General features: G+C 28.4%; 21 protein-coding genes. 8 read left to right on the top strand and 13 right to left on the bottom strand.

The window, feature by feature from the left end:
* The first annotated feature begins 282 nt into the window (after nt 1–282).
* From R4I97_RS10870 to tmk, 3 genes are all read left to right on the top strand, one after another.
* Nucleotides 283–1,083 carry an SDR family NAD(P)-dependent oxidoreductase gene (locus R4I97_RS10870; protein ID WP_335785065.1) on the top strand — a complete coding sequence of 267 codons (801 nt, stop codon included), beginning with the start codon at nt 283–285 and terminating at the stop codon, nt 1,081–1,083.
* 138 nt (nt 1,084–1,221) lie between these two features.
* Nucleotides 1,222–2,370, top strand: coding sequence for a phospho-N-acetylmuramoyl-pentapeptide-transferase (gene mraY, locus R4I97_RS10865; RefSeq protein ID WP_335785064.1), 1,149 nt, complete (start codon nt 1,222–1,224; stop codon nt 2,368–2,370).
* A 39-nt stretch (nt 2,371–2,409) separates the two neighbouring features.
* Nucleotides 2,410–3,021, top strand: coding sequence for a dTMP kinase (tmk, locus tag R4I97_RS10860; protein ID WP_335785063.1), 612 nt, complete (start codon nt 2,410–2,412; stop codon nt 3,019–3,021).
* Here the strand turns inward: tmk and R4I97_RS10855 are convergent.
* Nucleotides 2,990–3,406 carry a single-stranded DNA-binding protein gene (locus R4I97_RS10855; protein WP_335785062.1) on the bottom strand — a complete coding sequence of 139 codons (417 nt, stop codon included), beginning with the start codon at nt 3,404–3,406 and terminating at the stop codon, nt 2,990–2,992. The two genes, tmk and R4I97_RS10855, sit on opposite strands and share 32 nt — an antisense overlap.
* Before the next feature lie 109 nt (nt 3,407–3,515).
* Nucleotides 3,516–4,172 carry a DNA-formamidopyrimidine glycosylase family protein gene (locus tag R4I97_RS10850; protein ID WP_335764372.1) on the bottom strand — a complete coding sequence of 219 codons (657 nt, stop codon included), beginning with the start codon at nt 4,170–4,172 and terminating at the stop codon, nt 3,516–3,518.
* Between the two features lie 246 nt (nt 4,173–4,418).
* Here R4I97_RS10850 and R4I97_RS10845 point away from each other — a divergent pair, with 246 nt between their 5' ends.
* Nucleotides 4,419–4,958 (top strand): nitroreductase family protein, encoded by a 540-nt coding sequence (locus R4I97_RS10845; protein ID WP_335785061.1) that lies wholly within the window; start codon nt 4,419–4,421, stop codon nt 4,956–4,958.
* 68 nt (nt 4,959–5,026) lie between these two features.
* Here the strand turns inward: R4I97_RS10845 and R4I97_RS10840 are convergent, their stop codons facing one another.
* The 3 genes from R4I97_RS10840 to ilvD all read right to left on the bottom strand — a co-directional run bounded on the left by R4I97_RS10840 (nt 5,027) and on the right by ilvD (nt 9,313).
* On the bottom strand, nt 5,027–6,118 hold the full coding sequence (locus R4I97_RS10840) for an iron-containing alcohol dehydrogenase family protein (RefSeq protein ID WP_335785060.1): 1,092 nt from the start codon (nt 6,116–6,118) through the stop codon (nt 5,027–5,029).
* A gap of 114 nt (nt 6,119–6,232) precedes the next feature.
* Nucleotides 6,233–7,171: a bile acid:sodium symporter family protein gene (locus R4I97_RS10835; protein WP_335785059.1), complete on the bottom strand. Its 939-nt coding sequence runs from the start codon at nt 7,169–7,171 to the stop codon at nt 6,233–6,235.
* Nucleotides 7,172–7,630: 459 nt separating this feature from the next.
* Nucleotides 7,631–9,313: a dihydroxy-acid dehydratase gene (gene ilvD / locus R4I97_RS10830; RefSeq protein WP_335785058.1), complete on the bottom strand. Its 1,683-nt coding sequence runs from the start codon at nt 9,311–9,313 to the stop codon at nt 7,631–7,633.
* Between the two features lie 140 nt (nt 9,314–9,453).
* On the opposite strand from ilvD, the gene R4I97_RS10825 reads away from it, so the two are divergent.
* The 4 genes from R4I97_RS10825 (at nt 9,454) to R4I97_RS10810 (ending at nt 13,627) form a co-directional block, all read left to right on the top strand.
* The gene (locus R4I97_RS10825; protein ID WP_335785057.1) at nt 9,454–9,993 is read left to right on the top strand and encodes a flavodoxin domain-containing protein; all 540 of its coding nucleotides are present in this window, start codon (nt 9,454–9,456) and stop codon (nt 9,991–9,993) included.
* A 462-nt stretch (nt 9,994–10,455) separates the two neighbouring features.
* Entirely contained in the window at nt 10,456–12,087 is a 1,632-nt protein-coding gene (locus R4I97_RS10820) for an NAD(P)/FAD-dependent oxidoreductase (RefSeq protein ID WP_335785056.1), read from the top strand.
* Nucleotides 12,088–12,173: 86 nt separating this feature from the next.
* Nucleotides 12,174–12,677, top strand: coding sequence for a DUF2147 domain-containing protein (locus R4I97_RS10815; RefSeq protein WP_335785055.1), 504 nt, complete (start codon nt 12,174–12,176; stop codon nt 12,675–12,677).
* A 44-nt stretch (nt 12,678–12,721) separates the two neighbouring features.
* Nucleotides 12,722–13,627, top strand: a complete 906-nt coding sequence (locus R4I97_RS10810) for a hypothetical protein (RefSeq protein ID WP_335785054.1) — start codon at nt 12,722–12,724, stop codon at nt 13,625–13,627.
* Nucleotides 13,628–13,705: 78 nt separating this feature from the next.
* On the opposite strand, the gene R4I97_RS10805 is transcribed toward R4I97_RS10810, so the two are convergent.
* The 8 genes from R4I97_RS10805 to R4I97_RS10770 all read right to left on the bottom strand — a co-directional run bounded on the left by R4I97_RS10805 (nt 13,706) and on the right by R4I97_RS10770 (nt 24,081).
* Entirely contained in the window at nt 13,706–14,911 is a 1,206-nt protein-coding gene (locus tag R4I97_RS10805) for an OmpA family protein (RefSeq protein ID WP_335785053.1), read from the bottom strand.
* Between the two features lies 1 nt (nt 14,912).
* Complete coding sequence (locus R4I97_RS10800) at nt 14,913–17,735, bottom strand: methyl-accepting chemotaxis protein (RefSeq protein ID WP_335785052.1); 2,823 nt, start codon at nt 17,733–17,735, stop codon at nt 14,913–14,915.
* A gap of 55 nt (nt 17,736–17,790) precedes the next feature.
* Nucleotides 17,791–19,203, bottom strand: a complete 1,413-nt coding sequence (gene atpD, locus R4I97_RS10795) for a F0F1 ATP synthase subunit beta (RefSeq protein WP_335785051.1) — start codon at nt 19,201–19,203, stop codon at nt 17,791–17,793.
* Between the two features lie 60 nt (nt 19,204–19,263).
* Nucleotides 19,264–20,139: an inositol monophosphatase gene (locus R4I97_RS10790; RefSeq protein ID WP_335785050.1), complete on the bottom strand. Its 876-nt coding sequence runs from the start codon at nt 20,137–20,139 to the stop codon at nt 19,264–19,266.
* Between the two features lie 26 nt (nt 20,140–20,165).
* Nucleotides 20,166–20,948: an MlaD family protein gene (locus R4I97_RS10785; RefSeq protein ID WP_335785049.1), complete on the bottom strand. Its 783-nt coding sequence runs from the start codon at nt 20,946–20,948 to the stop codon at nt 20,166–20,168.
* A 16-nt stretch (nt 20,949–20,964) separates the two neighbouring features.
* Nucleotides 20,965–21,741 carry an ABC transporter ATP-binding protein gene (locus tag R4I97_RS10780; RefSeq protein ID WP_335785048.1) on the bottom strand — a complete coding sequence of 259 codons (777 nt, stop codon included), beginning with the start codon at nt 21,739–21,741 and terminating at the stop codon, nt 20,965–20,967.
* 15 nt (nt 21,742–21,756) lie between these two features.
* The gene (locus R4I97_RS10775) at nt 21,757–22,731 is read right to left on the bottom strand and encodes a type I phosphomannose isomerase catalytic subunit (protein WP_335785047.1); all 975 of its coding nucleotides are present in this window, start codon (nt 22,729–22,731) and stop codon (nt 21,757–21,759) included.
* 330 nt (nt 22,732–23,061) lie between these two features.
* Nucleotides 23,062–24,081, bottom strand: coding sequence for a zinc-dependent alcohol dehydrogenase family protein (locus tag R4I97_RS10770; protein WP_335785046.1), 1,020 nt, complete (start codon nt 24,079–24,081; stop codon nt 23,062–23,064).
* Nucleotides 24,082–24,187 lie beyond the last annotated feature (106 nt).

Raw genomic sequence — 24,187 nt, 5'->3', positions numbered from 1 at the left:
TCAAAGCCCCACCCAAGTTTTATTTAAATAAAAAACCTATTCAACGCACGGTTAAATAAATTTTATATACAATAAAAATTAAAATTCTAATTAACTTATATTTATAATTTCATTTAGCGTGCGGAATGTATATTGAAAATTTAAACAATACTATTTTGGCTGTTAAAGTAAAAGGAAATATTAAAAAATATAAATAACATAAAATTAATTTCGAGTTGTTGACCTATAGAAAATATTGTATATATTATAATTGATAACTTTAAAAATAAAGGAGTATTATTAATGAAACTTGTAGAAAATAAAATAGCTTTAGTAACTTCATCAACAAGAGGGATTGGTTTAGAATGCAGTAAGAAATTAGCCGAAAATGGAGCTAAGGTTTATTTAGCAGTTAGGAGGCTTGATGCTGGTAGAGAAATAGCTGATGAAATTATAAAAAATGGCGGTAAAGCAGATGTCGTTTATTTTGATGCAACAAAAGAAGAAACTTTTACTTCTATGGTAGAAGATGTTATAAAAAAAGAAAACAAAATAGATATACTTGTCAATAATTTTGGCACAACTGATGTTAATAAAGATTTAGATTTAGTAAATGGAGATACAGATACATTTTTTAAAATTGTAAATGAAAATATAAAAAGTGTTTATTTGCCTTGTAAGGCTGCTGTAAAAAATATGAAAGCAAATGGGGGCGGAAGTATAATTAATATTTCATCTGTTGGAGGATTATTTCCAGATATATCTCGTTTAGCCTATGGTATATCTAAAAGTTCTATTAATTTTTTAACTAAAAATATAGCCGTACAATATGCAAGAGATAATATAAGATGTAATGCTGTACTCCCTGGATTTGTGGCAACTGAAGCTGCTATGGAAAATATGTCAAAAGAGTTTTTAAATGCTTTTTTGAAAAACGTTCCTTTAAATAGACCCGCTACAACAGAAGATATAGCAAATGCTGTATTATTTTTTGCTAGTGATATGTCTTCTTTTATTACAGGAGAGACTATGCCTGTTTCCGGAGGCTTTGGTGTTCCTTCTCCAATGTATGCATTGTATCAGGATATGATGAAAAAAGGTTAATATTAATTATTAACATAATTATTTTTTATTGACAAAAAATAAATTTATAATACTATTTAATAGTTTATTTTTAACAATTTTACATTTTTGTTAAAATTATGCTTATAATAATATATTTTATTTAAAGGCTATCACTTTATGCTATATGAGATTTTTTATCCGCTTCGAGAGAGTTTTTTTGGTTTCAATGTTTTTAGATATATTACTTTCAGAACGGCAGGTGCTGTTGCTACTGCATTGATTTTAGTGTTGGTATTTGCTCCGAGTATAATAGAAAAATTAAAGAAACTGCATTTTGGTCAGGTCGTAAGAGATGATGGACCAGAGACACATTTGGTTAAAACTGGTACCCCTACAATGGGCGGTATATTTATAGTAGGAAGCGTATTAATAAGTATACTGTTATGGGGAAAATTGGATAATATAAAAATTATACTTCTTACAATATCTCTAATTATACTTTCTATAGCAGGTTTTTTAGATGATTTTCTTAAAATTAAATATAAAAACTCTAAGGGACTTCCCGGTAAATATAAAATTGTATTTCAAGTGATAGTTGGTTTAATAATAGGAATATATTTATATTATTTTGATAAATCCACTTTTTTAATGAAGTTTGATTTAGAGAAAGGAATCAGTGTTTTGGAAGCTGTAAAGGTGGCACAAGTTCCTTCATCTACTTTATTTATACCATTTTTTAGCAATGTTTATATAGACTTAAAAATGCTTTATATACCTTTTTCTATATTTGTAGTTGTGAGTATGAGTAATGCTGTTAATCTTACAGACGGATTAGATGGTTTAGCCATTGGGCTATTAATAATAATGTCTATGGCTTTTGCAGTGCTTTCTTATGTATCTGGTAACTCATTAATAGCAACATATTTAAAAATACCTTTTATATCTGATGCAGGAGAAGTTACCGTATTTGTAGGGGCTTTGATTGGGGCTGGTTTAGGATTTTTATGGTTTAATGCTCACCCTGCACAGGTGTTTATGGGAGATGTGGGTAGCTTATCTCTTGGAGGAGTTTTAGGGATAATTGCATTATTTATAAAACATGAACTTCTTCTTTTAATAGTTGGAGCTGTTTATGTTTCTGAAGCTTTTAGCGTTGTTGTGCAGGTGTTTTCTTATAAACTATTCAAAAAAAGAGTATTTAAAATGGCTCCTTTGCATCATCACTTTGAGAAATCTGGATGGAAAGAAACACAAGTTGTTTTTAGATTTTATATAATAGGCATAATAACTGCTTTGATTGGTATAGCAACTCTAAAAATAAGATAATATAATTTTTAATAATTTATATAGGTGTGTGAAAGCTTTATGAAAGGAAAATTGATAGTTATAGAAGGAATAGATGGAAGCGGAAAGTCTACTATTGCAAAAAAATTAGCAGAAACATTAAATGAAAATAATATAGAAACAATATACACTTTTGAGCCTACTAATGCATATTATGGAGCTAAATTAAGAGATACAATGCTTTCTAAAGATATGGATTTAGATAGAGAATTAAAACTTTTTGTAGATGATAGAAAAGAGCATATTAGACTTATGATAAAACCATCTTTAGAAGAAGGTAAAACTGTTGTTCTTGATAGATATATGTATTCATCTATTGCATATCAAGGTGCTAAGGGTATTGATATAGAAAAAATAAAAAATATGCATGAAAGTTTTATTTTAATTCCAGATATAGTTTTTATTTTCCATCTGCCTGTAGAAAAATCTCTAAATAGAATCATAGAAAAAAGAGGCTTCATAGACAGATTTGAAAATGAAGAATATCTAAAAAAAGTAGATAATATATTTAGTAGTTTTAATGAGCCTTTTATATATCATATAAATGCTGATAAATCTATAGATGATATAAATAAAGAACTCATTGAAATATTAAAACAATCTAAAATACTTGCTCCAAACCCTCTTCAATAACATCTGATACAATTTGGCTATTTGCATTGTTATAATAATTATTTTTTTCTATAGTTTTTTTATCTAAACTTTTTACTTCTAAGGCAAGTATATAAATAGAGTTTTTTCTCGTTCCATCTTTAGCAATATAAGAGTTTTGTCTTAATTCCCCATTTACTAATATATGTCTTCCTTTAAGAAGGTTAATAGCAATTTTTTCTGCTGTATACCCCCAAGCTATTAAATCAAAAAAGTAAACTTCCTTTTGCAAGCTTCCATTAACATAATAATATCTATTGTTTGCTATAGAGAATTTGCATAATGATTTACCATTTTTTGTTTTTATATATGAAGGGTCTCTTGTTAGTCTTCCTTCTACTACTATTATATTAGCATTTCCAGACATAATTTTTACTCCTAATTTTTATTATAATATTAGTTAAACAAAAATTATAAAAAAATATGCCTGATTTTATTTTTATTTTTTAAGAATTTATTAATTTTTTAGAAATTATTTAATCTTCAGAATCTTCGCCATCTTCTTCATCGTCTCTGTTTCCAGAAGCCTCTCTTAATACTTGTTTTATAGCGTCAAAAATCTCTCTTGCTTTTGCTTTATTTATATCTGTAGTTTTAGTTCTTTTAGTAATCGAAGCCCTTTTTAATATCATATCTCCGTAAGTGTCTCCTATTCCGCTTATTATAAGAGGATTTTTAATGAGTTTTTCTACAGTTGTGGCATTATCTGCAAGTAATTGACAGAATAAATTATAATTAAATTGCTTAGTGAGAGGGTCATAACCTACTTGAGGCATTGTAGTATAATCTTTCCATATAGGTATAATATGTGTAGCATCATCTTTATCTTTACTCTCATCTACAACAAAGAAGTTTCCATTATCAGTTTCTAATTTTATTATTGCATTTTTATAAGTATTATTTTCTGTAAGTACAAAAGAGCCGCCAGAACCTAAATCTACGAGCATAGCATCTTGCGAGAATTGAAAATGCATATATCCGCCATGTCTTAACACATCTATAATTTTTTGTCCTTTAACTTCTTCAAGCTCTTTATATTTTTTGTCTAAAGCAACAACATTATTAATATAAGAATAACAAATCTCGCCCTTTAATGCATTAATTAAATTGATTAAATATGGTAACTCTTTCATACACTACAACCCCGTATATATTATGTTTACTTTGATTTTAACATTTTTATAAAAAAAAGCAATCTGAATAAATGTTATATTTATTTAGAATTCAATTTGTGATAATTAATACATATATAATATTATAAAAATATTATATTTTTAATAGTATTTTATTTTAAAAGTTATTATTTCTATATTTAATTTTATGTTTTTAATATATATATTTTTAGTATATAATATATTAAAAACAATTTGGAAATTATTATGCAAAATAGTTTATTAGACATTATTATGAATCGATCAAGCTATAGAGGAAAATACAAAAATATAAAAGTTCCTAAAGATGATTTAATAAAAATAATGAAAACAGGGCTTTCGGCTCCTTCAGGGTGTAACAAACAAACTGTATCATTAATTGCTGTTGATGATGAAAAGTTGTTATCTGAAATAAAACAATTAATTGATCCTCCAATTTGTGAAACTGCCCCTGCATTAATATGCGTATTAAGTAAAAAAATATATGCATATAGAGATAGATGTTATAGTGTTCAAGATTATTCTGCTGCAATAGAAAATATGCTTTTAGCTATAAAAGCATTAGGTTATGAAAGCTGCTGGTATGAAGGTCATATTACTGATGATGATAATATAGCTTCAAAAATTGCATCAAAACTTAATGTTAATAAAGAATATAAATTAGTTTGCATATTGCCTGTAGGATATGCAGATGAAGAAGTAAAATTAAATACAGATAAAAAACCTTTTAATGAAAGAGCTTGGTTCAATAGTTTTGATAAATTATAATATTCTTGTAATATTATCACAGCAATAAATTTTATTAAAACTCATTGCTGTAATCTTTTATATTTAACTTAAATTATTTTTTTATTAAATTCTTCCAAATCAATAATCGCTTTTAATATCATTTTTTTATCAACTTTATATGGACTGATATTTAAGTCTTTACTCTCAAGGGTTGTATCTAATGCCATATTAAGCTCTTCGTCATCTAAACTTGGTTTGTTTATACCTATATCTTTTAAGCAGGTTGGAAGAGAAATAGATTTATTAAAATTAAAAATCTCTTCTCTTGCCTCATATTGTTTATCCATAGTAAGCAGCAGCAATACTCCGTATGACACTAATTCACCATGAAGTAATGTTTCTCTTATTCTTTTTATTTTTCTTAGTCCGCTATACATACCATGTGCTAAAGATATATGATAATCATCTTTTGCCATTACAGATGTTAATCCTGTAGTATATATTATATGAAGTATTACTCTTTTTAAAGCATCGGTTGCTTTTTTATTTCTAAAATCATCTATAGCTTCTGCATAATGTTTTAATATATCATTAGAACAGTTTTTTATTATTTCAATACCTAAGAAATTTTTATAATTTAGACTCTCATTTCTTGTAGAAAATAATGCTTCATATTGTTTAGATAATGCATTTCCTATACCAGCTATAAAATAATTTTCAGGAGAGTTTAATATGATATCAGTATTTATAAATGTATGCAAAGGAGGTCTTTTTTCACTAAACATTTTTTCGAAACTTCCATCATTATTATGAACAACTGAAATACCAGTTACAGCAGCACAATTTGAAGCTAATGTGGGAAATGTAAATATGGGTTTATTTATAGTATGTGCTAAAACTTTTGATGTATCTAATGATTTTCCCCCTCCTACTGCAAATATCATATCAGCTTCCATTACTGCTTGCTTATTTTTAAGCAAATCAACATTTTCGAAAGTAGATTTCTCGCCATAATGAAACATTCCTGTTATAGTTATATCTTTTATATTATTTAATATTGACTCTATCGATGCTTGAATGGATTTTTTACCAGATATTATAACAGCTTTTTTTCCATAATTTGAACATATACTATATATATCTTTATAAACATCACTTCCTATACTAAAATTAGGCAGAAATAATTTTTCTAAACTCATTTTTTATCCTTTATTATTATAAAATTATAAATAAATTATTTTTTAAGAAATAAATAAGAATGACTAATAAATAAAGTTGTAAATTATATTCAAGTTTATCTCTTAATAATAATTTTATTTTTTTGTTCTTGCTGCCATTATATTAGCAACTATTGAACCTGATATACAATGCCATACACTTCCTATAGCTCCTGGTACAGCTGCAAGAGCCATATAAGCAAAATGTGTTGATGCTAATGAGGAAGCTAATCCTGCATTTTGCATACCAACTTCTATGGATATAGTTTTGCATTTAGCATTATTAAACTTGCAAACCTTACCTAATAAATATCCAAGCATATAACCTAAAGTGTTATGTATTATTATGACTATAACCACTAAATGACCAACCTGCATAAGTCTTTGTGAGTTTGCAGATACTACAGCAGCTACTATTGCCACAACTGCAACTACTGATATTAAAGGAAGCACATCTTTTAAATGCTCAACAAATTTATGAAAGAATTTATTTATTATAAATCCTAATACTATAGGAAGTATAACAACCTGAAGTATTGATATAAACATACTTACAGCATTAACATCTATTTTCTCACCTGCATAAAGCAGTGTAAGCAGAGGAGTTGCAAGCGGAGCAAGTATAGTAGACACAGAAGTCATACCCACAGACAAAGGCACATCTCCTTTAGCTAAATAAGTTATAACGTTAGAAGATATTCCGCCAGGGCAAGTGCCTACAAGTATTACTCCTATTGCAAGTTCAGGAGGAAGTCTGAAGGCTAAAGAAAGTAAAAATGCAAGTAATGGCATTATAGTGAATTGTGCTATTGCTCCTATAGCTATATCTTTTGGTCTTGTGAATAATACTTTGAAATCTTCAACTTTTAATGTTATACCCATGCAGAACATTGCTGTCATAAGAAGATAGTTAACATAAGTTGTTTTTATGAAGCTTACAGATTTTGGGAAAAATAAAGCTAATGCTGCTACAACTAATACTATAACTGACATATATTTACCGAAGAAATTACTTATTTGTTTTAATGTTTTCATTTTAATATCCTTTTTTATTATTTTATTAGTTTTTGTTTTATTGTTTTTATATTAGATTTGTTTCAAAACTTATTGATATTGATTAAATATATTTAATATATTTTAGTATTAAAAAATTCAGTCCTTTTGCTTCTTTGGGTCACCAAAAGAAGTGGGGTGCGGGGCAAAGCCCCGTTATAAAATTTAAATACTATAATTATTACTAATATCTTTAAAAGTTATGAAACAAGTCCATTTTTTTAAAATTAATTTCTAATAATCATATTTCGCTCCTTTAAAAAATTTTATTTAAAATAAATTTAGTCTAAGCTTATATCAGCTATAAACTAAACAATTTTTATCCTGGCTTAAAAGATAGATATTCAAGCAGTCTGTAATTTTTTATAATGACTTTTAGATTATTAGTGCTTATTTGATGTTATAGAATTAATATCTATAACATCAATTTATTTTTTATAATTATTTCAATACAGCACCAGTATTAGCAGACTGAACAAGTTTTCTATATCTTCCAAGCCAGCCTCTAATTTCTTCTAAAGGTTTAATAGGAATCTCTTTTCTTCTTTTTTCCATTTCTTCATCAGAGATTTCTAAATTGATTTTATGATTAGGTATATCTATGCTTATGATGTCATTTTCTTTTATGAATGCTATTTCGCCTCCGCTTGCAGCTTCCGGTGAAACGTGACCTATAGATGCACCTCTTGAAGCTCCTGAGAATCTTCCGTCAGTGATTAATGCAACATCTTTATCAAGCTTCATACCAGCAAGTGCAGAAGTGGGGTTTAACATCTCACGCATACCAGGGCCGCCCTTAGGTCCTTCATATCTTATAACTACAACATCGCCTTTGTTTATTTTACCGGCATATATAGCAGCTATTGCCTCTTCTTCGCTATCAAACACCCTTGCAGGGCCTTTATGTACAAGCATTTCATCAGCAACAGCAGAACGCTTAACAACGCAGCCGTCTTTTGCTATATTTCCCCAAAGTATTGCAATTCCTCCTGTTTTACTGTAAGGGTTTTCTATATTTCTTAAAACATTATTATTTTTATTTACAGCATCTTTTATATTTTCAGCTATTGTTTTACCTGTAACAGTCATAAGAGAAGTATTTATAAATCCGCCTTTATCAAGCTCTTTCATAACAGCAGGTATTCCGCCGGCTTTGTATAAATCTTCTATATAATTATGTCCGGCAGGTGCTAAATGACAAAGATTAGGAGTGCGGTCGCTTACTTCATTTATGATTTTTAAGTCTAATTCTATTCCTGCTTCATTAGCTATGGCAAGTAAATGAAGTACGCTATTTGTAGAACAGCCTAATGCCATATCAACTGCAAGTGCATTTTTGAAAGATTCAGGAGTTATTATATCTAAAGGTTTTATGTCTTTTTTTAATAATTCCATAACCTGCATACCGGCTTTTTTAGCAAGCAAAGTTCTTGCAGAATAAACAGCAGGTATTGTTCCGTTTCCAGGAAGTGCTATACCTAATGCCTCAGAAAGACAATTCATGCTGTTAGCAGTATACATTCCCGCACAAGAACCGCAGCTTGGGCATGTATGCTGAGCATATTCTTCCAATTCAGCATCATTTATAAGATTAGCTTTTTTTGCTCCAACAGCTTCAAATATATTTGATAAGCTTACTCTGTTATCTCCATGCTCTCCAGGAAGCATAGCTCCTCCGCTTATAACTATTCCAGGTATATTCATTCTCAAAAGCCCCATTATCATACCAGGAACTATTTTATCGCAGTTAGGAACAAGTACAACTCCGTCTAAACCATGTGCTATAACCATACTTTCAACAGAATCAGCTATTAATTCTCTTGAAGGAAGTGAATATTTCATTCCCAAGTGTCCCATAGCTATTCCGTCGCAAACACCTATTGAAGGTATAAGTATAGGTGTGCCTCCGCCTATTAATACTCCTGCTTTTACAGCTTGGGAAAGTTTATCAAGATGTATATGTCCAGGTACAATTTCACTATATGCAGAAATAATTCCAATCAGAGGTCTTTTTAATTCTTCATCTGTATATCCCATAGAATAAAATAAAGATCTGTTTGGTGCTCTTTCATCACCTTTTAATACTCTGTCGCTTCTTAAAGAACTATTTTCTCTGAAACTCATAATTATTATTTCTCCATTTTTTAATAAAATTGTAATGCATACATTCTATTAGTAGAATGATAAAAAATCAAGTATTTTTTTATATTAAAATTACTAAATATTATTATTGCAAAAAAAATTATTTATTATATTATAGATATATGTCAAAAGATATTGCTGTACTTTATAAAAGTAAATATGGTTCTTCCAAAACATATTCTAAATGGATTTCAGATAAATTGCATGCTGATATATTTGAAATAGGACATGTGTCTTTAAATACTTTAAATGATTATAATAAAATAATATTTGTAAGTGCATTATATGCAGGTAAATTATCTGCTATTAAAACAATTAGAAAGCTTTATAATAGTTTACATAATAATAAAAAAATATACTCTGTTGTTATAGGTATAGGCGACCCTAATGACAAAGATATTTATAATGCTTCATTAGATAAAAATTTTAAACCTAATGAAAAAGAAAATATAAAGTTTTATTTTTTGAGAGGATGCATAGACTTTGATAAATTAAAAATTCACCATGCTTTAATGATGCATATGCTAAAAACTATAATATCAAGCAAAGCAGTTAAAACAGAAGATGAAGAAATGCTTTTAAAAAATTACGGAAAAAAAATAGACTTTCTTAATAAAAACTCTGTAGATAATATAGTCTCTGACATAAAAAAAGAACAATAATTTATATAAAAAATAAACTTTTTTTATTATGTCTTTATTCTATAATAAATTCTATTTTAACTATATAATCTAAAAAATAAAGACCATAATCAAAATATGATACCCTTTTATAATTTATACTAAATTAATATTTTATAATAAAATAAAAATACAAATTTCTTTTGTTATATATTTAACAAAAATTGTAAGAAAGAACAATAAACAAGATGATAAAATCAAAACTATTCACATAAAAATACAAAATAATATTTGTTTTTTAATAAAAATATCAAAACATCATAATATTTTACGCTACATTTTATACAAATACTGCGAAAATTGTAAAAAAAACTTAAAAAAGTATTTATATATACGCATTTTCATAAAAAAACGCTTGTATTTTTATAATTTTATATTATTATTTGTATATAAGCAAAAATGATTAAAAACGCTTATAAATATTCTTTTTATAAGGAGATAAAAATGGAAAATAATAATAAATATGATATAGTAATTATAGGTTCTGGTTTAGGAGGATTAACATCAGGTGCCTATTTAGCAAAACAAGGAAAAAAAGTATTAGTTTTAGAAAGTCATAACATAGTAGGCGGTTGTGCTACAGTATATAAAAGAAAAAATGTTAAGTTTGAAGTTGGGCTTCATGAGATGGATATGGCTAAGAAAAACAGAGATATGAAGCATGTGATATTTAAAAAACTTGGTCTTTATGACAGAGTTAATTTAGTAAAGCTTCCACAAACTTGGAGAATAAAAACAGAAGATACTGATTTAGTGATACCAGAGGGTTATGAGAATGTTATAAATACTTTAGAAAAAGAGTTCCCAGAAGAAAAGCAAGGCATAAGAAAATATTTTGCTGGGCTTTCAAGAATGATGTATATGATAAGAAGAGTGCCTTATGATTTGAAGTTTTTTGATTTCTTCTTTTACCCTATAACAACATTCCCTATGAACTTGTATCATTTGTTTACACAAAAGAAATTGGGTAATGTGTTGGATTCTATGATAAAAAGTGATAAATTAAAAAGAATATTAAACATTAACATTACTTATTATCATGATAACCCTTATGAGTTTAGCTGGTATTATCATGCTTGTGCTCAGGGAGCTTATTATAATTCTGCTTATTTTATCAAAGGCGGAAGTCAGAACCTATCAAATGCTTTAGCTGATATAATAAGAGAGAATGGCGGAGAAGTGAGAGTTTCTTCTGAAGTAAAAAAGATAAATGTAAAAGGCAATATTGCTGAGGGAGTAACTTACTTTGATAAGAGGGCAAAAGAGGAAGTAACAGTTTATGGTGATTACATAATAGCAAATGCTGCTCCTAAAGTGGTTTATGATGAATTATTGCCAAAAGGATATGAAGACAAAAGAATAAACAAACTTAAAAACTCTGTATCATTATACACAGTTTACATAATATTTAAGAAAAAGTTCTCAGAGCTTTACCCTAATAATGCATACTCTACATTTATAAGTACAGAGAAAACATTGAACACTACATTCAAAGAAGATGCTAAAGGACAAAAAGATATACCAGTAGCCGACAGAAACTTTGTATTTGTAGACTATTCAGCAATAGACAGCGGACTTGTAGAAGATGGAGATGAGCGTTCATTTGCTGTACTAACAGGACCTTCATTCTTAGATGAGTGGAAAGATTTAAGCGATGAGGAATATAAAGCTAAAAAGAAAGAGTTAGCAGAAAAATTGATAGAGAGAGCAGAGAAACATTACCCTGGATTTAGAGAAAATATTGAATATTATGAAGTAGCAACACCAAAAACAATAAAGAGATATATTAAAACTCCAGACGGTACAGCTTATGGTTTTGCTCAAGATGGATATTTGAAAAAAAGCCGCAGTGTGAGAGTGTCTCCTACAGTTAAAAATCTTCACTTTGCTAGTGCTTGGGGATTTCCTGGCGGCGGATTTACAGGTGCTTTATTAAGCGGATATTTGGCAGCAAGAAATATATTATTCCCTATAAAGGCTTATGTGGCTTTAAGACTACTACTTTGTACAGTAATCGGCACAGCACTTGGAACAATACATCATTGGCTTCCTCTGATAATTAATCTTTTTAAGTAATATAAATCTCAAATAAATATCTTGTTGGTGTTATACAAAATAATGCCAGCAAGATAATGAAAAACAAATTAAAAGGAGTATTTAGTATGAAAAGAAATTTAATAATAAAAGTATTAGCTTTTACTATGTTATTTAATATAATAGCTTTGGCACAAAATTCAGATGATATAGTTGGTTTATGGTATAGTCATGCCGATGCAAAAAACAGAATTGCGGTTATAGAGATATTCAAAGAAAACAATAAATATTATGCTTATTCATTTGCTTATACTAATTCTAATGATGTTGTGTATGATGTTAATAATCCAAAGAAAGAATTAAAAAACTTACCATTAAAAGGATTAGTATATTTATATGATTTAGAGTTTAAAAATGGCGAATGGAAAAATGGTAAAATATACAATCCAGAGCAAGGAAAAGTGTATAATGCAAAAATAGAATTATCTAATAATAAACAAGAGATAAAATTAAAAGCTAGTATAGATGGTGCGGGGCTTTTTGGAAAAACTCTTACTTGGAGAAAAGTACCTGCTAATGAAGTTTCTAAATATACGCCATTAAATAAAAATGAGTTAAGAAGGTTAAACTAAGTATTATGAGAAAATATATTTTTATAGGTGATAAGGAGGATTTTATGAAAAAAGTATTAATCATTATGCTTAGTTTAATTATAAGTTTGCCGTTAATAGCACAAGACAATGCAAAGCCTCAAAGAGATTTAACAGATACTTCTGATGAGGGCTGGTATTTTTCTAATCACTTCTTAGGAAGATGGAATCACTTTGGGGCATTGTATCAAGGTCAAGTGTTTTATAAAAAAGCTTTATTTAGAGAAAGAAACAATTTCTTCTTTGCTGATTCTTACCTGCTTGCTGGCATAGAACAAGAGTTCAGCAGCTTTTCAAGAACATCAGCTTATGTTGAGTTTCAGCCTCTAATAGCATTAAAGTTCTTATTTAAGTTTACGTATGAGGCAGGTTTAGCAGACCCAGGAAAACCTACTTTGGTGGATAGTAATACAAAAGAGTTTAATCATGCACTTCCGCCGTTTACAGGTCTTAATCCAATGACTAAAAAACCTCAGTATGTAGGCGGAAATACAATATATTTTCAAATGGCCCCTACACTTACAATGGGAGGACCAGCAGGACCGGGTTTAATAGCTTTAATATACACTCCATATATAAGCTATATAAGAGCATTTGGAGTTGATAAAGATAATTTTGTATACTTGCCTAGAGAGGCTATAGTTGTAAAGGCAGAAGATTGGTACTTTAATCATGATATAAAATTAGGATACAGCATGAAAGAATGGGGCATGGCTTTTGCTATCAATACCACAATAGAGCAAATGATTTCAAGTAAAGATTTATTTAGAGTTGGACTCTTTGCTGCTTATAGCTATAAGAAGCCTATAGAAAAAGTTCCGAGCCTCACACCTTTTGCTAATGTAAAATTGGGTACTTGGCTTGTAGAGAAACATATACAATATAAGTTTGCCATTCAAATGGATATAGGTCTTGAATGGAAGTTTTTATAATAATAATAATTTAGACAACACGAAGAATATATAAAAATACATTTTTGGGCTTGTAAAAAAGAGAGATTTTTTGCAGGCCTATCTTAATTTTATTATAATATCTACTCTTCTATTTTTTTGCCTTCCATCAGGATTATCATTTGAAGCTATAGGCTCTTTATCTCCGAAACCTCTATAAGATAATTTATCATGGTCAAGTTTTGGCAAGATATAATCTGCTACAGTTTTTGCTCTTTTTTCTGATAGGGCTTGATTGTAATTTGCTTCTCCTGTATTATCAGTGTGTCCTTCAACTATGATTTCTCTGTCTGGATAAGTTTCTTTGATTGCATTTATAATACTATCAACAGTGCCTTTAGCATCTTCTCTAAGTGTATAAGAATCTGTATCAAATAAAATCTCCCCTAACCTAATTACTAACCCTTCAGGAACAGTATCAACTACAACATCATCATTAAGATTATCTTCTAATTTTTTTCTGTTGAGCTCATTTTCTTCTTCTGTAGGGGTATTATAAATTTTATAAGTGCTAATAATATTCATCTTGTATTGCAAGCTAAGGTAAGATAAGTTTTTACCATATCCAAATAATATCTGATATCTCTCGGTTTGTGATACAGGTATATTTTTATTCATATCCCATAAAAAAGTTCCATAATTAAAACCATATATTCTCTCTGGATAACCATTTTTAGAAATCCCTGCCTGAAGCAAATCTTTATCAGTCATAATATGATATTGTATAACAGCAAGAGGGTCATTATTTTCATTTGTTTCAATGTTTGCAAATAAATAATCAGCAGATAATGCCATAGCAAGATTAGGAGCATTATTAACTTTTACTATCTCCATAGCTTCACTATTCCAAGAATGCGTGAGAGATATTTCTTTATCTGGAAAAGTAGGAATATGTCTTACATTCGGCATAAAATAATTATAAGGAACTTCAAATTTACCATTAGTGTGTATTATAAAATCGCTTGAATATTCTTCTTCCAAATGAAAAACACTATCTTTGTCATATAGCCTAAAAATTTTGAATACACCGCTAACTCTATATCCGCCTTTAGGAGCTATTGCTATAACTGTTAAATCTACAATGTTTCTTTCTTTATAAGTTTTTTTTAATAATCCGTTTTCATAATATTCTACATCAGCAGTCTTTACAGATTCAATCCTCTCTCCAACTTTGAGATTCCAAAAGAACTTATGAGATATTGTTTGAGTATAAGAAATATTAAAAATAAATATTATTAAAATTAATATAAATTTTATTTTACTCATATTAACCTTTATTTTTCATTCTCTTTTTCTCTTCTTTCATCTTCTGTTTTTTAGCTCTCTGTTCTAATTTTAATTTTAATTTATCCAAAGCCTTAGATTCTTTCTTAATATCTTCCTCAGTTTTTTCTGTTTTAAATGAAATAACAGATTTATACAATTGTAAGAATATATATTGTAATTCTTTAATTCTCTTATCCATAGTCTCCATACTATTACTGCTCGCATTAGACAACTCACTCACATTTTCTATAGAGCTAACAAGCCTTTTAATATCATTTTCAGTAGCATTAACAACATTAACTACATCTTCAGCTAATTTATCAACGCTTGTTATATTCTGCCCAACAGTAGAACTCATCTGCATCTGCTTTATAGATAATTCCTGAATATATTCAGTAATACTATTTAGGTTTGAAATATTAGCCAATATATCTCTTCTTCCAATATCAAGCTCATCATTAGCATTAGATATATTAGCAATTAAGTCAGCAATAGTGTTAGAACCCTCAAGTATCTTCTCCATAGATTCAGAGCTCTTAAACGCCAAAGATACAGTATGGTCAATAGCCTGTGTAGTCTCTTCAATAATGTCATCAATTATTTTAGAGTTTTCATCAGTATCTTCAGCCAATTTTCTAATTTTATCAGCAACAACTGTAAAACCTCTACCATGTTCGCCTGCATGAGCAGCCTCTATAGCAGCATTCATTGCAAGCAGGTTAGTTTGTTCTGCTATGTTATGAATAACTTGCGTGATGTTTGTAATCTGTTTTGAATATTCTTTAATACTTTGAATGGATTCTGTAACAGATTCTCCTATATTACTTCCATCTTGTGCTTCTGTGTATAATACTTTAGCATAAGTGTTTGCTTTATTTGCTCCTTGGCTTACTGTAACAATATTTGCTATCATCTGCTGAACTGATGTGCTTGTTTTTGATATTGCTTCTGATTGTGATTTTATTTTATCTGTTATGTCATTAATATTATCTAATAATAATTGTATAGTTTCATTAACAGAATTAAACTTAGTTCTTTGCATAAAGCTCACTCTTGCTGCATTAGAAGAGGACTCTGATATTTTTGAGGAGTTTTCAAATTCTTTTTCAAACTCTTTGTATATAGTATTAAAATCACTAATACTCATACTAATAGAAGCTCTCATGTTCTGTATGTTTCCAGTCATAGTATATGCATTATTTTTAATTGTTACAATGATGTTTTGCATTTTATCCAAAAACTTATTAAATGAATATACTAATTCTCCTGTTTCATTATTATTAACTATAGGAAGTCTAATAGTTAAATCACCAGAACCTTCACTGAGTGATTCAGAAACGTTTTTGGCAGCAACTAAAGTTCTTCTTAAGTTATATATTAATAATATTATAGATATTGAGAATATTAATAGTCCTGCATATATAAATAAATTAGCAATAGACAACACTTCTCTAAAAGCAGTATCTGTTTGATATGCAGGCTGATAACTCCAACTGTTTATTACATATATATCATTAAATAATTGATATTTCACAAACAATAGATTTAATGCTTCATTATAAAATATTTTGGCGCCTACAACACTATTTATACTGCTATTATTTTGTTCATCTCTAATTTGAAGAGAAGTAGTAACGTTCCCTAATATATTTTGCATATTTTGAAGCTCATTAGGATTATTAAAAGCATTAATATTATAATCTTTATCTGTAATAAATATATTTAAATTATCTTTATATAAATTATTATTTAACAAATCTTCATATATTGAAGTCTTCACTTCTAATAAAATAAAACCTATATTATTATTATTATAAATAACAGGATTATAAACATAAAAAGCATCATTATATTTTATAATGCTTATATAATAATTAGTTTCACTAGTTAATAGATTTAATTTAGTTCTTTCTATATTTGGAGTATAATTTGTATATACCCTAGTTACACTATTGTCTTTATATCCAAAATCCACATATAGATTTCTTGCGGTATTATCATCTATATTCATTCCAATCTTATCTAAATTAGAAAAATATATAGCAAAAGAAATAATATCAGGATCATTTACATATTGTTTTTTTATATAATTATTGATTATATCTATATTTTCATTAAAATTATTATTATTTCTTGGATAATTATTTATGTAGTATGATAGTGCAGTAGCAGCATTGATATATTTATCTATTCTTCTTGAAAATTCATTTACAAAATCATTAGCATATTCTCTTTTTAATGAAGCATTAGAAGCAGAATAGTGATAAGACTCAGCCCTATAATGCATACCATTAACTAAAGTAATAATAAATATTACTACCGATATTAATATAGGTCCTAAGCTATAGCTCATAGGCAAATAATATTCTTTAGAGCCTGTTTTTCTATATAAAGGTCCTACCAAAAAGTTAAAAGAAATAGAAGCAAGCCCCATAGAAAAAGTTATAAGAAATATTACCATTATGAGTCTTATATTGAGAATCTCAAAAATACTAATACTTCCTTCTATTAAGTAAATAGTATATGAAACTATAGCAACCAATACAACAGCAAATCCGGTTTTTATAACATACAGCCTTCCGAGCATAACAGAGCTTTTTCTCTCAGCTTTTATACAATCCAAAAATAAACTTATAGAAGTTCCTAATGCTATTAATACAATAAAGAAATATACATATCCTCTTAAAGAACTGCCCAATTGATATATAGTTCTTAATAGTATAGAGTATAATTCAACAGATACTGTAGCAACTATTAAAAAATGTATAGGTATATAGAACTTTAATTTATTTTTTCTAGAAGTTTCTTTTTTATTTAATAGCATAAATCAACCTAAAGTATTATTATTGTTTTAATTATCGGTAAGGCTGTATTAATATTTAAGCATTTATAGTTTTAGCTTTAGCAATAGCTTCCTCTATAGAACCCACCAATCTAAAAGCTTGATCTGGCAAGTCATCATAATCGCCATTACAAATACCTTTAAAACTTCTAATAGTATCTTCTAATTTAACATATCTTCCTTGAAGACCAGTAAATTGTTCTGCCACAAAGAAAGGCTGACTTAAAAATTGCTCTATTTTTCTAGCACGAGATACAATTAATTTATCATCTTCAGAAAGCTCATCAGCACCTAATATTGCAATAATATCTTGTAAATCTTTATATCTTTGTAATATATGCTGAACTTTTCTAGCTACTTCATAATGTTCTTTACCTAACACTATAGGGTCTAATATTCTGCTTGTTGAAGCGAGAGGGTCTACTGCCGGATAAATACCTTTTTCACTCACTTCCCTCGATAATACAGTTGTTGCATCAAGGTGAGTAAATGCTGTAGCAGGCGCAGGGTCTGTTAAGTCATCTGCAGGCACATATACCGCCTGTATTGAAGTAATAGAACCATGTTTAGTAGAAGTTATTCTCTCCTGTAAAGCACCCATTTCTGTGGCAAGTGTAGGCTGATAACCTACTGCTGAAGGCATACGTCCAAGTAATGCTGATACCTCACTTCCAGCCTGAGTAAATCTAAATATATTATCTATAAATAAAAGCACATCCAAATTAGCAGAATCTCTAAAATATTCAGCCATAGTAAGAGCAGTTAAAGCTACTCTAAGTCTTGCTCCAGGAGGCTCATTCATCTGACCATAAACAAGACAAGTTTTATTAATAACCCCAGATTCTTTCATCTCAGACCATAAATCATTACCTTCTCTTGTTCTTTCACCAACACCTGCAAATACAGAATATCCGCCATGTTCGCTTGCAATATTATGTATAAGCTCCATTATAAGAACAGTCTTACCAACTCCGGCACCTCCAAAAAGACCTGTTTTACCGCCTTTAATATATGGAGCAAGCAAATCTATTACCTTAATACCTGTTTCAAAAATTTCAAGCTTAGGCTCTAAATTTTCAAATTTGGGCGGTGCAGCATGTATAGACCTATGTTCTTTTGCTTTTATAGGCTCACCTTTATCTACTGTTTGACCTAATACGTTAAATATTCTTCCTATAGTTTCATTACCTACAGGAACCATTATATGATTGCCTGTATCTATTATATCATCTCCCCTAGATATACCATCAGTGGATTCTAAAGCTATAGCCCTTACTCTTCCGCTTCCCAAATGTTGCTGGACTTCACAGACTATATGTCTTTTTATTCCTTCTACTTCTTTATCTATATAAAGAGCATTTAATATAGCAGGAAGATGTCCTTCTTCAAATTCGGCATCTAATGTTGAGCCTACTACTTGAATTACTTTACCTTTTTTACCTTCTATCATAAATTTTTCCTTATAAAAATATTAAAAAATATTGATATATATTTTATATCTATTGAAAACTTATTCAAGTACTTTTATCATTTCTTTATGAATTTTTTTATTACTTGCAATATATTGTTTTTTAGAAAAAATATTATATTCTTTCATATTAATATTTGTTACCATGCCGCCAGCCTGCTTCAAAATCACAGTACCCGCACATATATCCCAAGGTGATAATCCATATTCAAAAAAACCATCAGCAATACCTTCTGCTACCATACATATATCTAATGCCGCAGAACCATCTCTTCTAACTGCTAAACTCCTCTTTACCATATTAGCAAAATCTATCATTCTATTATTTAGAAAATCATCATCGGTACTAGTATTATAATAAAAACCTGTAATTATTAAAGAATCTATTAATTTGTTATTACTGCTTACATTAATTACTTTCTTATTTTTATATGCTTTTGATTTAATATGTGCTTTATATACTGTATCTGTTATAGGATTATAAATAACTCCTAATACAGGAACATCCTTATATGCCAAACCAATAGATACACAATAAAATGGGTAGCCATGTATAAAATTGGTAGTGCCGTCTATCGGGTCTACTATCCAATTAAAATCTTTATCATTATCAGTTTGCCCAGATTCTTCACCATAAAAACCAAATTTTGGATATTTTTTAGTTAAATATTCTCTTATTGTTTTTTCATTTTTTACATCTATTTCTGTAAATAAATCTGTTTTACCCTTATGAGATATCATCTTTGGAGAAGAAAAAAACTTAAGAGAATATTTTCCCGCTTTAATTGCAATATATTCAGCATCTTTTATACATCTATTTAAAATAGACTTTGGTATTTTATTTATTTTTGCTTCTATTTCTTTCTTTGCTTTTATCTCTTCTTTTTTTTCATCACTTAATTTTTTAAATATAGGCATAATTAGATACTCCTTAAAAAATTATATTATCTATTAGTCCTAGTCTCTCTAAATAATAATGCAGAAGGATTGTCTCTTAATTTTTCACTAAATATTCTCATATTATCAATAATAACAGCTACATTTGTCTGCATATTTGTATCTTTCATAATAATTCCTGCTGTACCTTTACCATTTTCTACATCATTAATTATGCTAGATAAATCTTTTGTTATAGAATTAATATGTATTAAACTCTCATTAAAATTTGAAATTACATCTGTAATAGTTTTTTCATTAGTACCTATAATTTCAGTTATACTCATAATAGTTTTAGACAAATTAGTTAATATTCCAGAAAACTGTTCAAAGTTTAAATCTTTACCAATATCTCCTATAGAACCTAATGTACTTTCTAAACTAAAAGGCTCCACACCTTGTACTATAGATCCTGGTTCTATAGATTTAAGTCCAGAAGTTGTAATTGTTGGAGGCGTTGCCATAATATACTTTTCACCAAGACCTAATCCTACTGTTTGTATAGTAAATCTTGTACCTTCTGGCAATATTACTTTTCTATCTGTAATAAACAAAGTTACCCTTATAGTTCCATCCGGATTAATACTAATATCTTCTATGAAACCAATATTAATTCCGCCGCCTCTATATGATACTTTACCATTTACAAGCAAGTCGCCAATGAATACATAGTCTACATATATTCTATAACCGTTACCTTTTAATTTAAACTTACCGAATACAGTTATAGCTCCGATTAGCAACACTAAAGTAACTATAAAAAATATTCCTAATTTTACCTTGTTTTTCATAAATCTTCCTTATAAATTAATCTTTTGGTCTAATACTTTCTATATCTTCACCTTTTTTTGCTATACTGCTCATAAAAAAGAATTTTAAATGAGGGTTTTCTATTTCTTTTAAATGATCAGGGTCACCGCCTTCTATAATCTGCCCCTTATGCAGCATAACAACTCTATCAGCCATTCTAAATACACTAGTCATATCATGCGTAATAACTATGCTTGTAACATTAAGTATATTTTGCATTTTTACTATTAAATCATCTATTACCCTAGACATAACAGGGTCTAATCCAGTAGTAGGCTCATCGTATAACAATATTTCAGGGTCCATCGCAATAGCACGTGCTAGCCCAACACGTTTTTTCATTCCTCCTGATAATTCTGAAGGCATTTTATTTTCTATATTCGGCATACCTACCATATCTAATACTTCAGCTACTTTTATCTTTATTCTACTTTCAGGCATATCTTTTTTTATTCTTCTAAGACCAAAACTTACATTCTCATAAACATTTAAAGAGTCAAATAAAGCAGCCCCCTGAAAAACCATAGCGAACTTTTTTCTTACCTCAGTAAGCTCATTATCTGATATTTGATTTATATCATTTCCGTCTATTATAATGCTTCCAGAATCCGGCTGTAATAATCCTATTAAATGCTTTATAAGAACACTTTTACCGCAGCCTGAATTACCTATAACAGATAATGTTTCACCTTTATTTACTACAAGATTAACTCCATTTAAAACCTTTTGACTGCCAAAACTCTTATGTACATCTTTCAATTCTATTATATTCATATAACAAAAATTTCCTCAAACAGTAACTCTTAATAATTTTATACCTTTTTCAGTATATATATTATACTCTCCAAGATACGCAGGCAAAAGAATTGTCTTTCCAGCCTTTAACTCAACAATATTTTCATCACTTTCTATTGTTCCATTCCCTTCCATTACCAACATTATTTCAAATGTTTTATTATTAGTTTTAGAAGTATATTTATCTTTAATGATATATTCATCTGTTTTGAAATATTCATTTGAAAATATATTATTAATTTCTATATTATCTTTTTTAAGTAAATTTTCTTTTTTTGATTTTAACTGAAAAGCATCTATATCTTTGATAACATTAAAAGAGTCTTCTATATGAAGTTCTCTTGAATTGCCATTTTTATCTACCCTATTCCAATCATAAAGCCTATATGTAACATCACTTGGAGTTTGTATTTCTGCTATTAAACTATTACCCATTATAGCATGTATGCAGCCGTTTGGTATATAAAAAGCATCTCCTTTTTTTATGTCAAAATAATTAAACATATCTTCTATATTTTCTTTATTTTCTATAGCACCTTTTAGTTTATTTTTATCAATACCTTTTTTTAACCCAACTAAAAGTTTAGCATTTTCATCTGCTTCCATAATATACCACATTTCATTTTTGCCATGTTTATTATGTTTTTTATTAGCATATTCTTCATCGGGATGAACTTGTATTGATAATTTATCTCTTGCATCTATAATTTTTATTAGTAAAGGAAAATCTTTATTGTTTTGGCAATTACTTCCTAAAAGTTTTTCTCCAAGCTGCTCTATTACAAATGATATATCCTTATCTTTAAACTCGCCGTTTGCTATGATATTTTTATCATTTTTTAAATCACATATTTCCCAACTTTCACCAATATTCTTATCTTTATCAAAAGGTTTAGAATAAGATTTAACTAATGTGTTACCGCCCCAAATGGACTCTTTACCTATCTCTTTAAATTCAAATATATACATAGTTACATTATATAAAATAAAAAAAATAATTCAATACAATAAAATTTAATTATTTCAATACCGCACGCTAAATTAAGCAATAAATTATTAGTGTATTTTTATTATGTCATTTTATTTATAAATAATAGTTTTTTAACCGTGCGTTGAATAAAATTTAAAATATAATAAAAGCTTGGGTGGGAGCGCTTTTTTATTAATTTTAAATTTCTAATTAGAATTAGAAATTTAAAATAAAACAATAGAAAATAAAGGGCGGGGAGCGTTATAAAAACTAAAAAAGAGTATTAACTTTAAAAATTAATACTCCTCTCAATAACAATTTTACTATAATCATGCCTTAATTAAAACTTTACCGTCTTTAGCATATAACTTATTAATAAATACATCATTAATATTTTCTAAGTCAACAATATCAGTTATAATTTCTGAGACGTCTATAATACCTCTTGCTAATAAATCGGCAGCCCTCTCAAAGGCATAAGGATTAACAAAAGAAGTTTTTATTGTAAGCTCTTTTTGAAACATATCAAAAGGTTTTATTTTTACTTCATCATCAGGAGCAGTAAGCCCAAAAAGCATTATCTCAGCACCCTTACCCGCATATTTAATAGAATATTCAGCAGTCTGCACCTTACCAGCACAATCTATAACCTTATCAATATTAAATATATTATTATTTTTTAATATATCTTCAGTATTATCATTAATAGGGTCTATTACAATGTTAGCACCATATTTTTTTGCTCTATTTCTTCTTTTTTCAAACGGCTCTACAGCAATTATATTAACAGCACCTTTGTATTTTAAAAGTTGAACCATCATAAGTCCAATGTTTCCTGCACCGACCACCATTACAGTATCACCCTGTTTAATATCCATCAAATCAATACCATGTAAACAGCATGAAATAGGTTCAATCATGGCAGCACTCTCATAAGAAACATTATCAGCCACTTTAAATACTAAATTCTCTTTAACTGTAACATATTCAGCAAATCCTCCGTCTAATGATACCCCAACAGCTGTCATGTTATTACATAAATGTTTTTTGGCATTATTACAATAATAGCAATTGTTGCAGTAGTCATTAGGATCAACAGCAACTTTATCTCCAATTTTAACTTTAGTAACATTCTTCCCAACTTTCTCTACACAGCCAGAAAGCTCATGCCCCAATATCCTAGGAGGCTTAACATCAGTACAGCCTTTCTCGCCTTCATATATATGTACATCAGTTCCGCAAACTCCAGCATATTTTACTTTTATTAAAACTTCATTATCCTTAGGCTCTTTTATATTTACGTTTTCTACAACGATTTTTTGTTTTTCATAAAATACAGCAGCTTTCATTATTAAACTCCTATAAAAAATTATAAAATAATAATAATTAAATCGTATATATAGTAATTATATTAAAATTATTGTCAAGAAAAATAAATATTTATTGAGAAGTAAA

Origin of the sequence: Brachyspira pilosicoli (genome assembly GCF_036997485.1) — a bacterium.
GTDB lineage: Bacteria > Spirochaetota > Brachyspiria > Brachyspirales > Brachyspiraceae > Brachyspira > Brachyspira pilosicoli_C.
Note: the sequence above shows the minus strand (reverse complement) of the source record. Positions and strands in the feature narration are given on the sequence as shown.

What these genes read in the sequence shown, in the direction of transcription:
- R4I97_RS10815 (WP_335785055.1), top strand. Translation starts at nt 12,174, where the DNA reads ATGAAAAGAAATTTAATAATAAAAGTATTAGCTTTTACTATGTTATTT.
- R4I97_RS10790 (WP_335785050.1), bottom strand. Translation starts at nt 20,139, where the DNA reads ATGCCTATATTTAAAAAATTAAGTGATGAAAAAAAAGAAGAGATAAAA.
- R4I97_RS10850 (WP_335764372.1), bottom strand. Translation starts at nt 4,172, where the DNA reads ATGAAAGAGTTACCATATTTAATCAATTTAATTAATGCATTAAAGGGC.
- ilvD (WP_335785058.1), bottom strand. Translation starts at nt 9,313, where the DNA reads ATGAGTTTCAGAGAAAATAGTTCTTTAAGAAGCGACAGAGTATTAAAA.
- R4I97_RS10825 (WP_335785057.1), top strand. Translation starts at nt 9,454, where the DNA reads ATGTCAAAAGATATTGCTGTACTTTATAAAAGTAAATATGGTTCTTCC.
- R4I97_RS10780 (WP_335785048.1), bottom strand. Translation starts at nt 21,741, where the DNA reads ATGAATATAATAGAATTGAAAGATGTACATAAGAGTTTTGGCAGTCAA.
- atpD (WP_335785051.1), bottom strand. Translation starts at nt 19,203, where the DNA reads ATGATAGAAGGTAAAAAAGGTAAAGTAATTCAAGTAGTAGGCTCAACA.
- R4I97_RS10775 (WP_335785047.1), bottom strand. Translation starts at nt 22,731, where the DNA reads ATGTATATATTTGAATTTAAAGAGATAGGTAAAGAGTCCATTTGGGGC.
- R4I97_RS10855 (WP_335785062.1), bottom strand. Translation starts at nt 3,406, where the DNA reads ATGTCTGGAAATGCTAATATAATAGTAGTAGAAGGAAGACTAACAAGA.
- R4I97_RS10835 (WP_335785059.1), bottom strand. Translation starts at nt 7,171, where the DNA reads ATGAAAACATTAAAACAAATAAGTAATTTCTTCGGTAAATATATGTCA.
- R4I97_RS10805 (WP_335785053.1), bottom strand. Translation starts at nt 14,911, where the DNA reads ATGAGTAAAATAAAATTTATATTAATTTTAATAATATTTATTTTTAAT.
- R4I97_RS10870 (WP_335785065.1), top strand. Translation starts at nt 283, where the DNA reads ATGAAACTTGTAGAAAATAAAATAGCTTTAGTAACTTCATCAACAAGA.
- R4I97_RS10785 (WP_335785049.1), bottom strand. Translation starts at nt 20,948, where the DNA reads ATGAAAAACAAGGTAAAATTAGGAATATTTTTTATAGTTACTTTAGTG.
- R4I97_RS10810 (WP_335785054.1), top strand. Translation starts at nt 12,722, where the DNA reads ATGAAAAAAGTATTAATCATTATGCTTAGTTTAATTATAAGTTTGCCG.
- R4I97_RS10770 (WP_335785046.1), bottom strand. Translation starts at nt 24,081, where the DNA reads ATGAAAGCTGCTGTATTTTATGAAAAACAAAAAATCGTTGTAGAAAAC.
- R4I97_RS10820 (WP_335785056.1), top strand. Translation starts at nt 10,456, where the DNA reads ATGGAAAATAATAATAAATATGATATAGTAATTATAGGTTCTGGTTTA.
- tmk (WP_335785063.1), top strand. Translation starts at nt 2,410, where the DNA reads ATGAAAGGAAAATTGATAGTTATAGAAGGAATAGATGGAAGCGGAAAG.
- mraY (WP_335785064.1), top strand. Translation starts at nt 1,222, where the DNA reads ATGCTATATGAGATTTTTTATCCGCTTCGAGAGAGTTTTTTTGGTTTC.
- R4I97_RS10800 (WP_335785052.1), bottom strand. Translation starts at nt 17,735, where the DNA reads ATGCTATTAAATAAAAAAGAAACTTCTAGAAAAAATAAATTAAAGTTC.
- R4I97_RS10840 (WP_335785060.1), bottom strand. Translation starts at nt 6,118, where the DNA reads ATGAGTTTAGAAAAATTATTTCTGCCTAATTTTAGTATAGGAAGTGAT.
- R4I97_RS10845 (WP_335785061.1), top strand. Translation starts at nt 4,419, where the DNA reads ATGCAAAATAGTTTATTAGACATTATTATGAATCGATCAAGCTATAGA.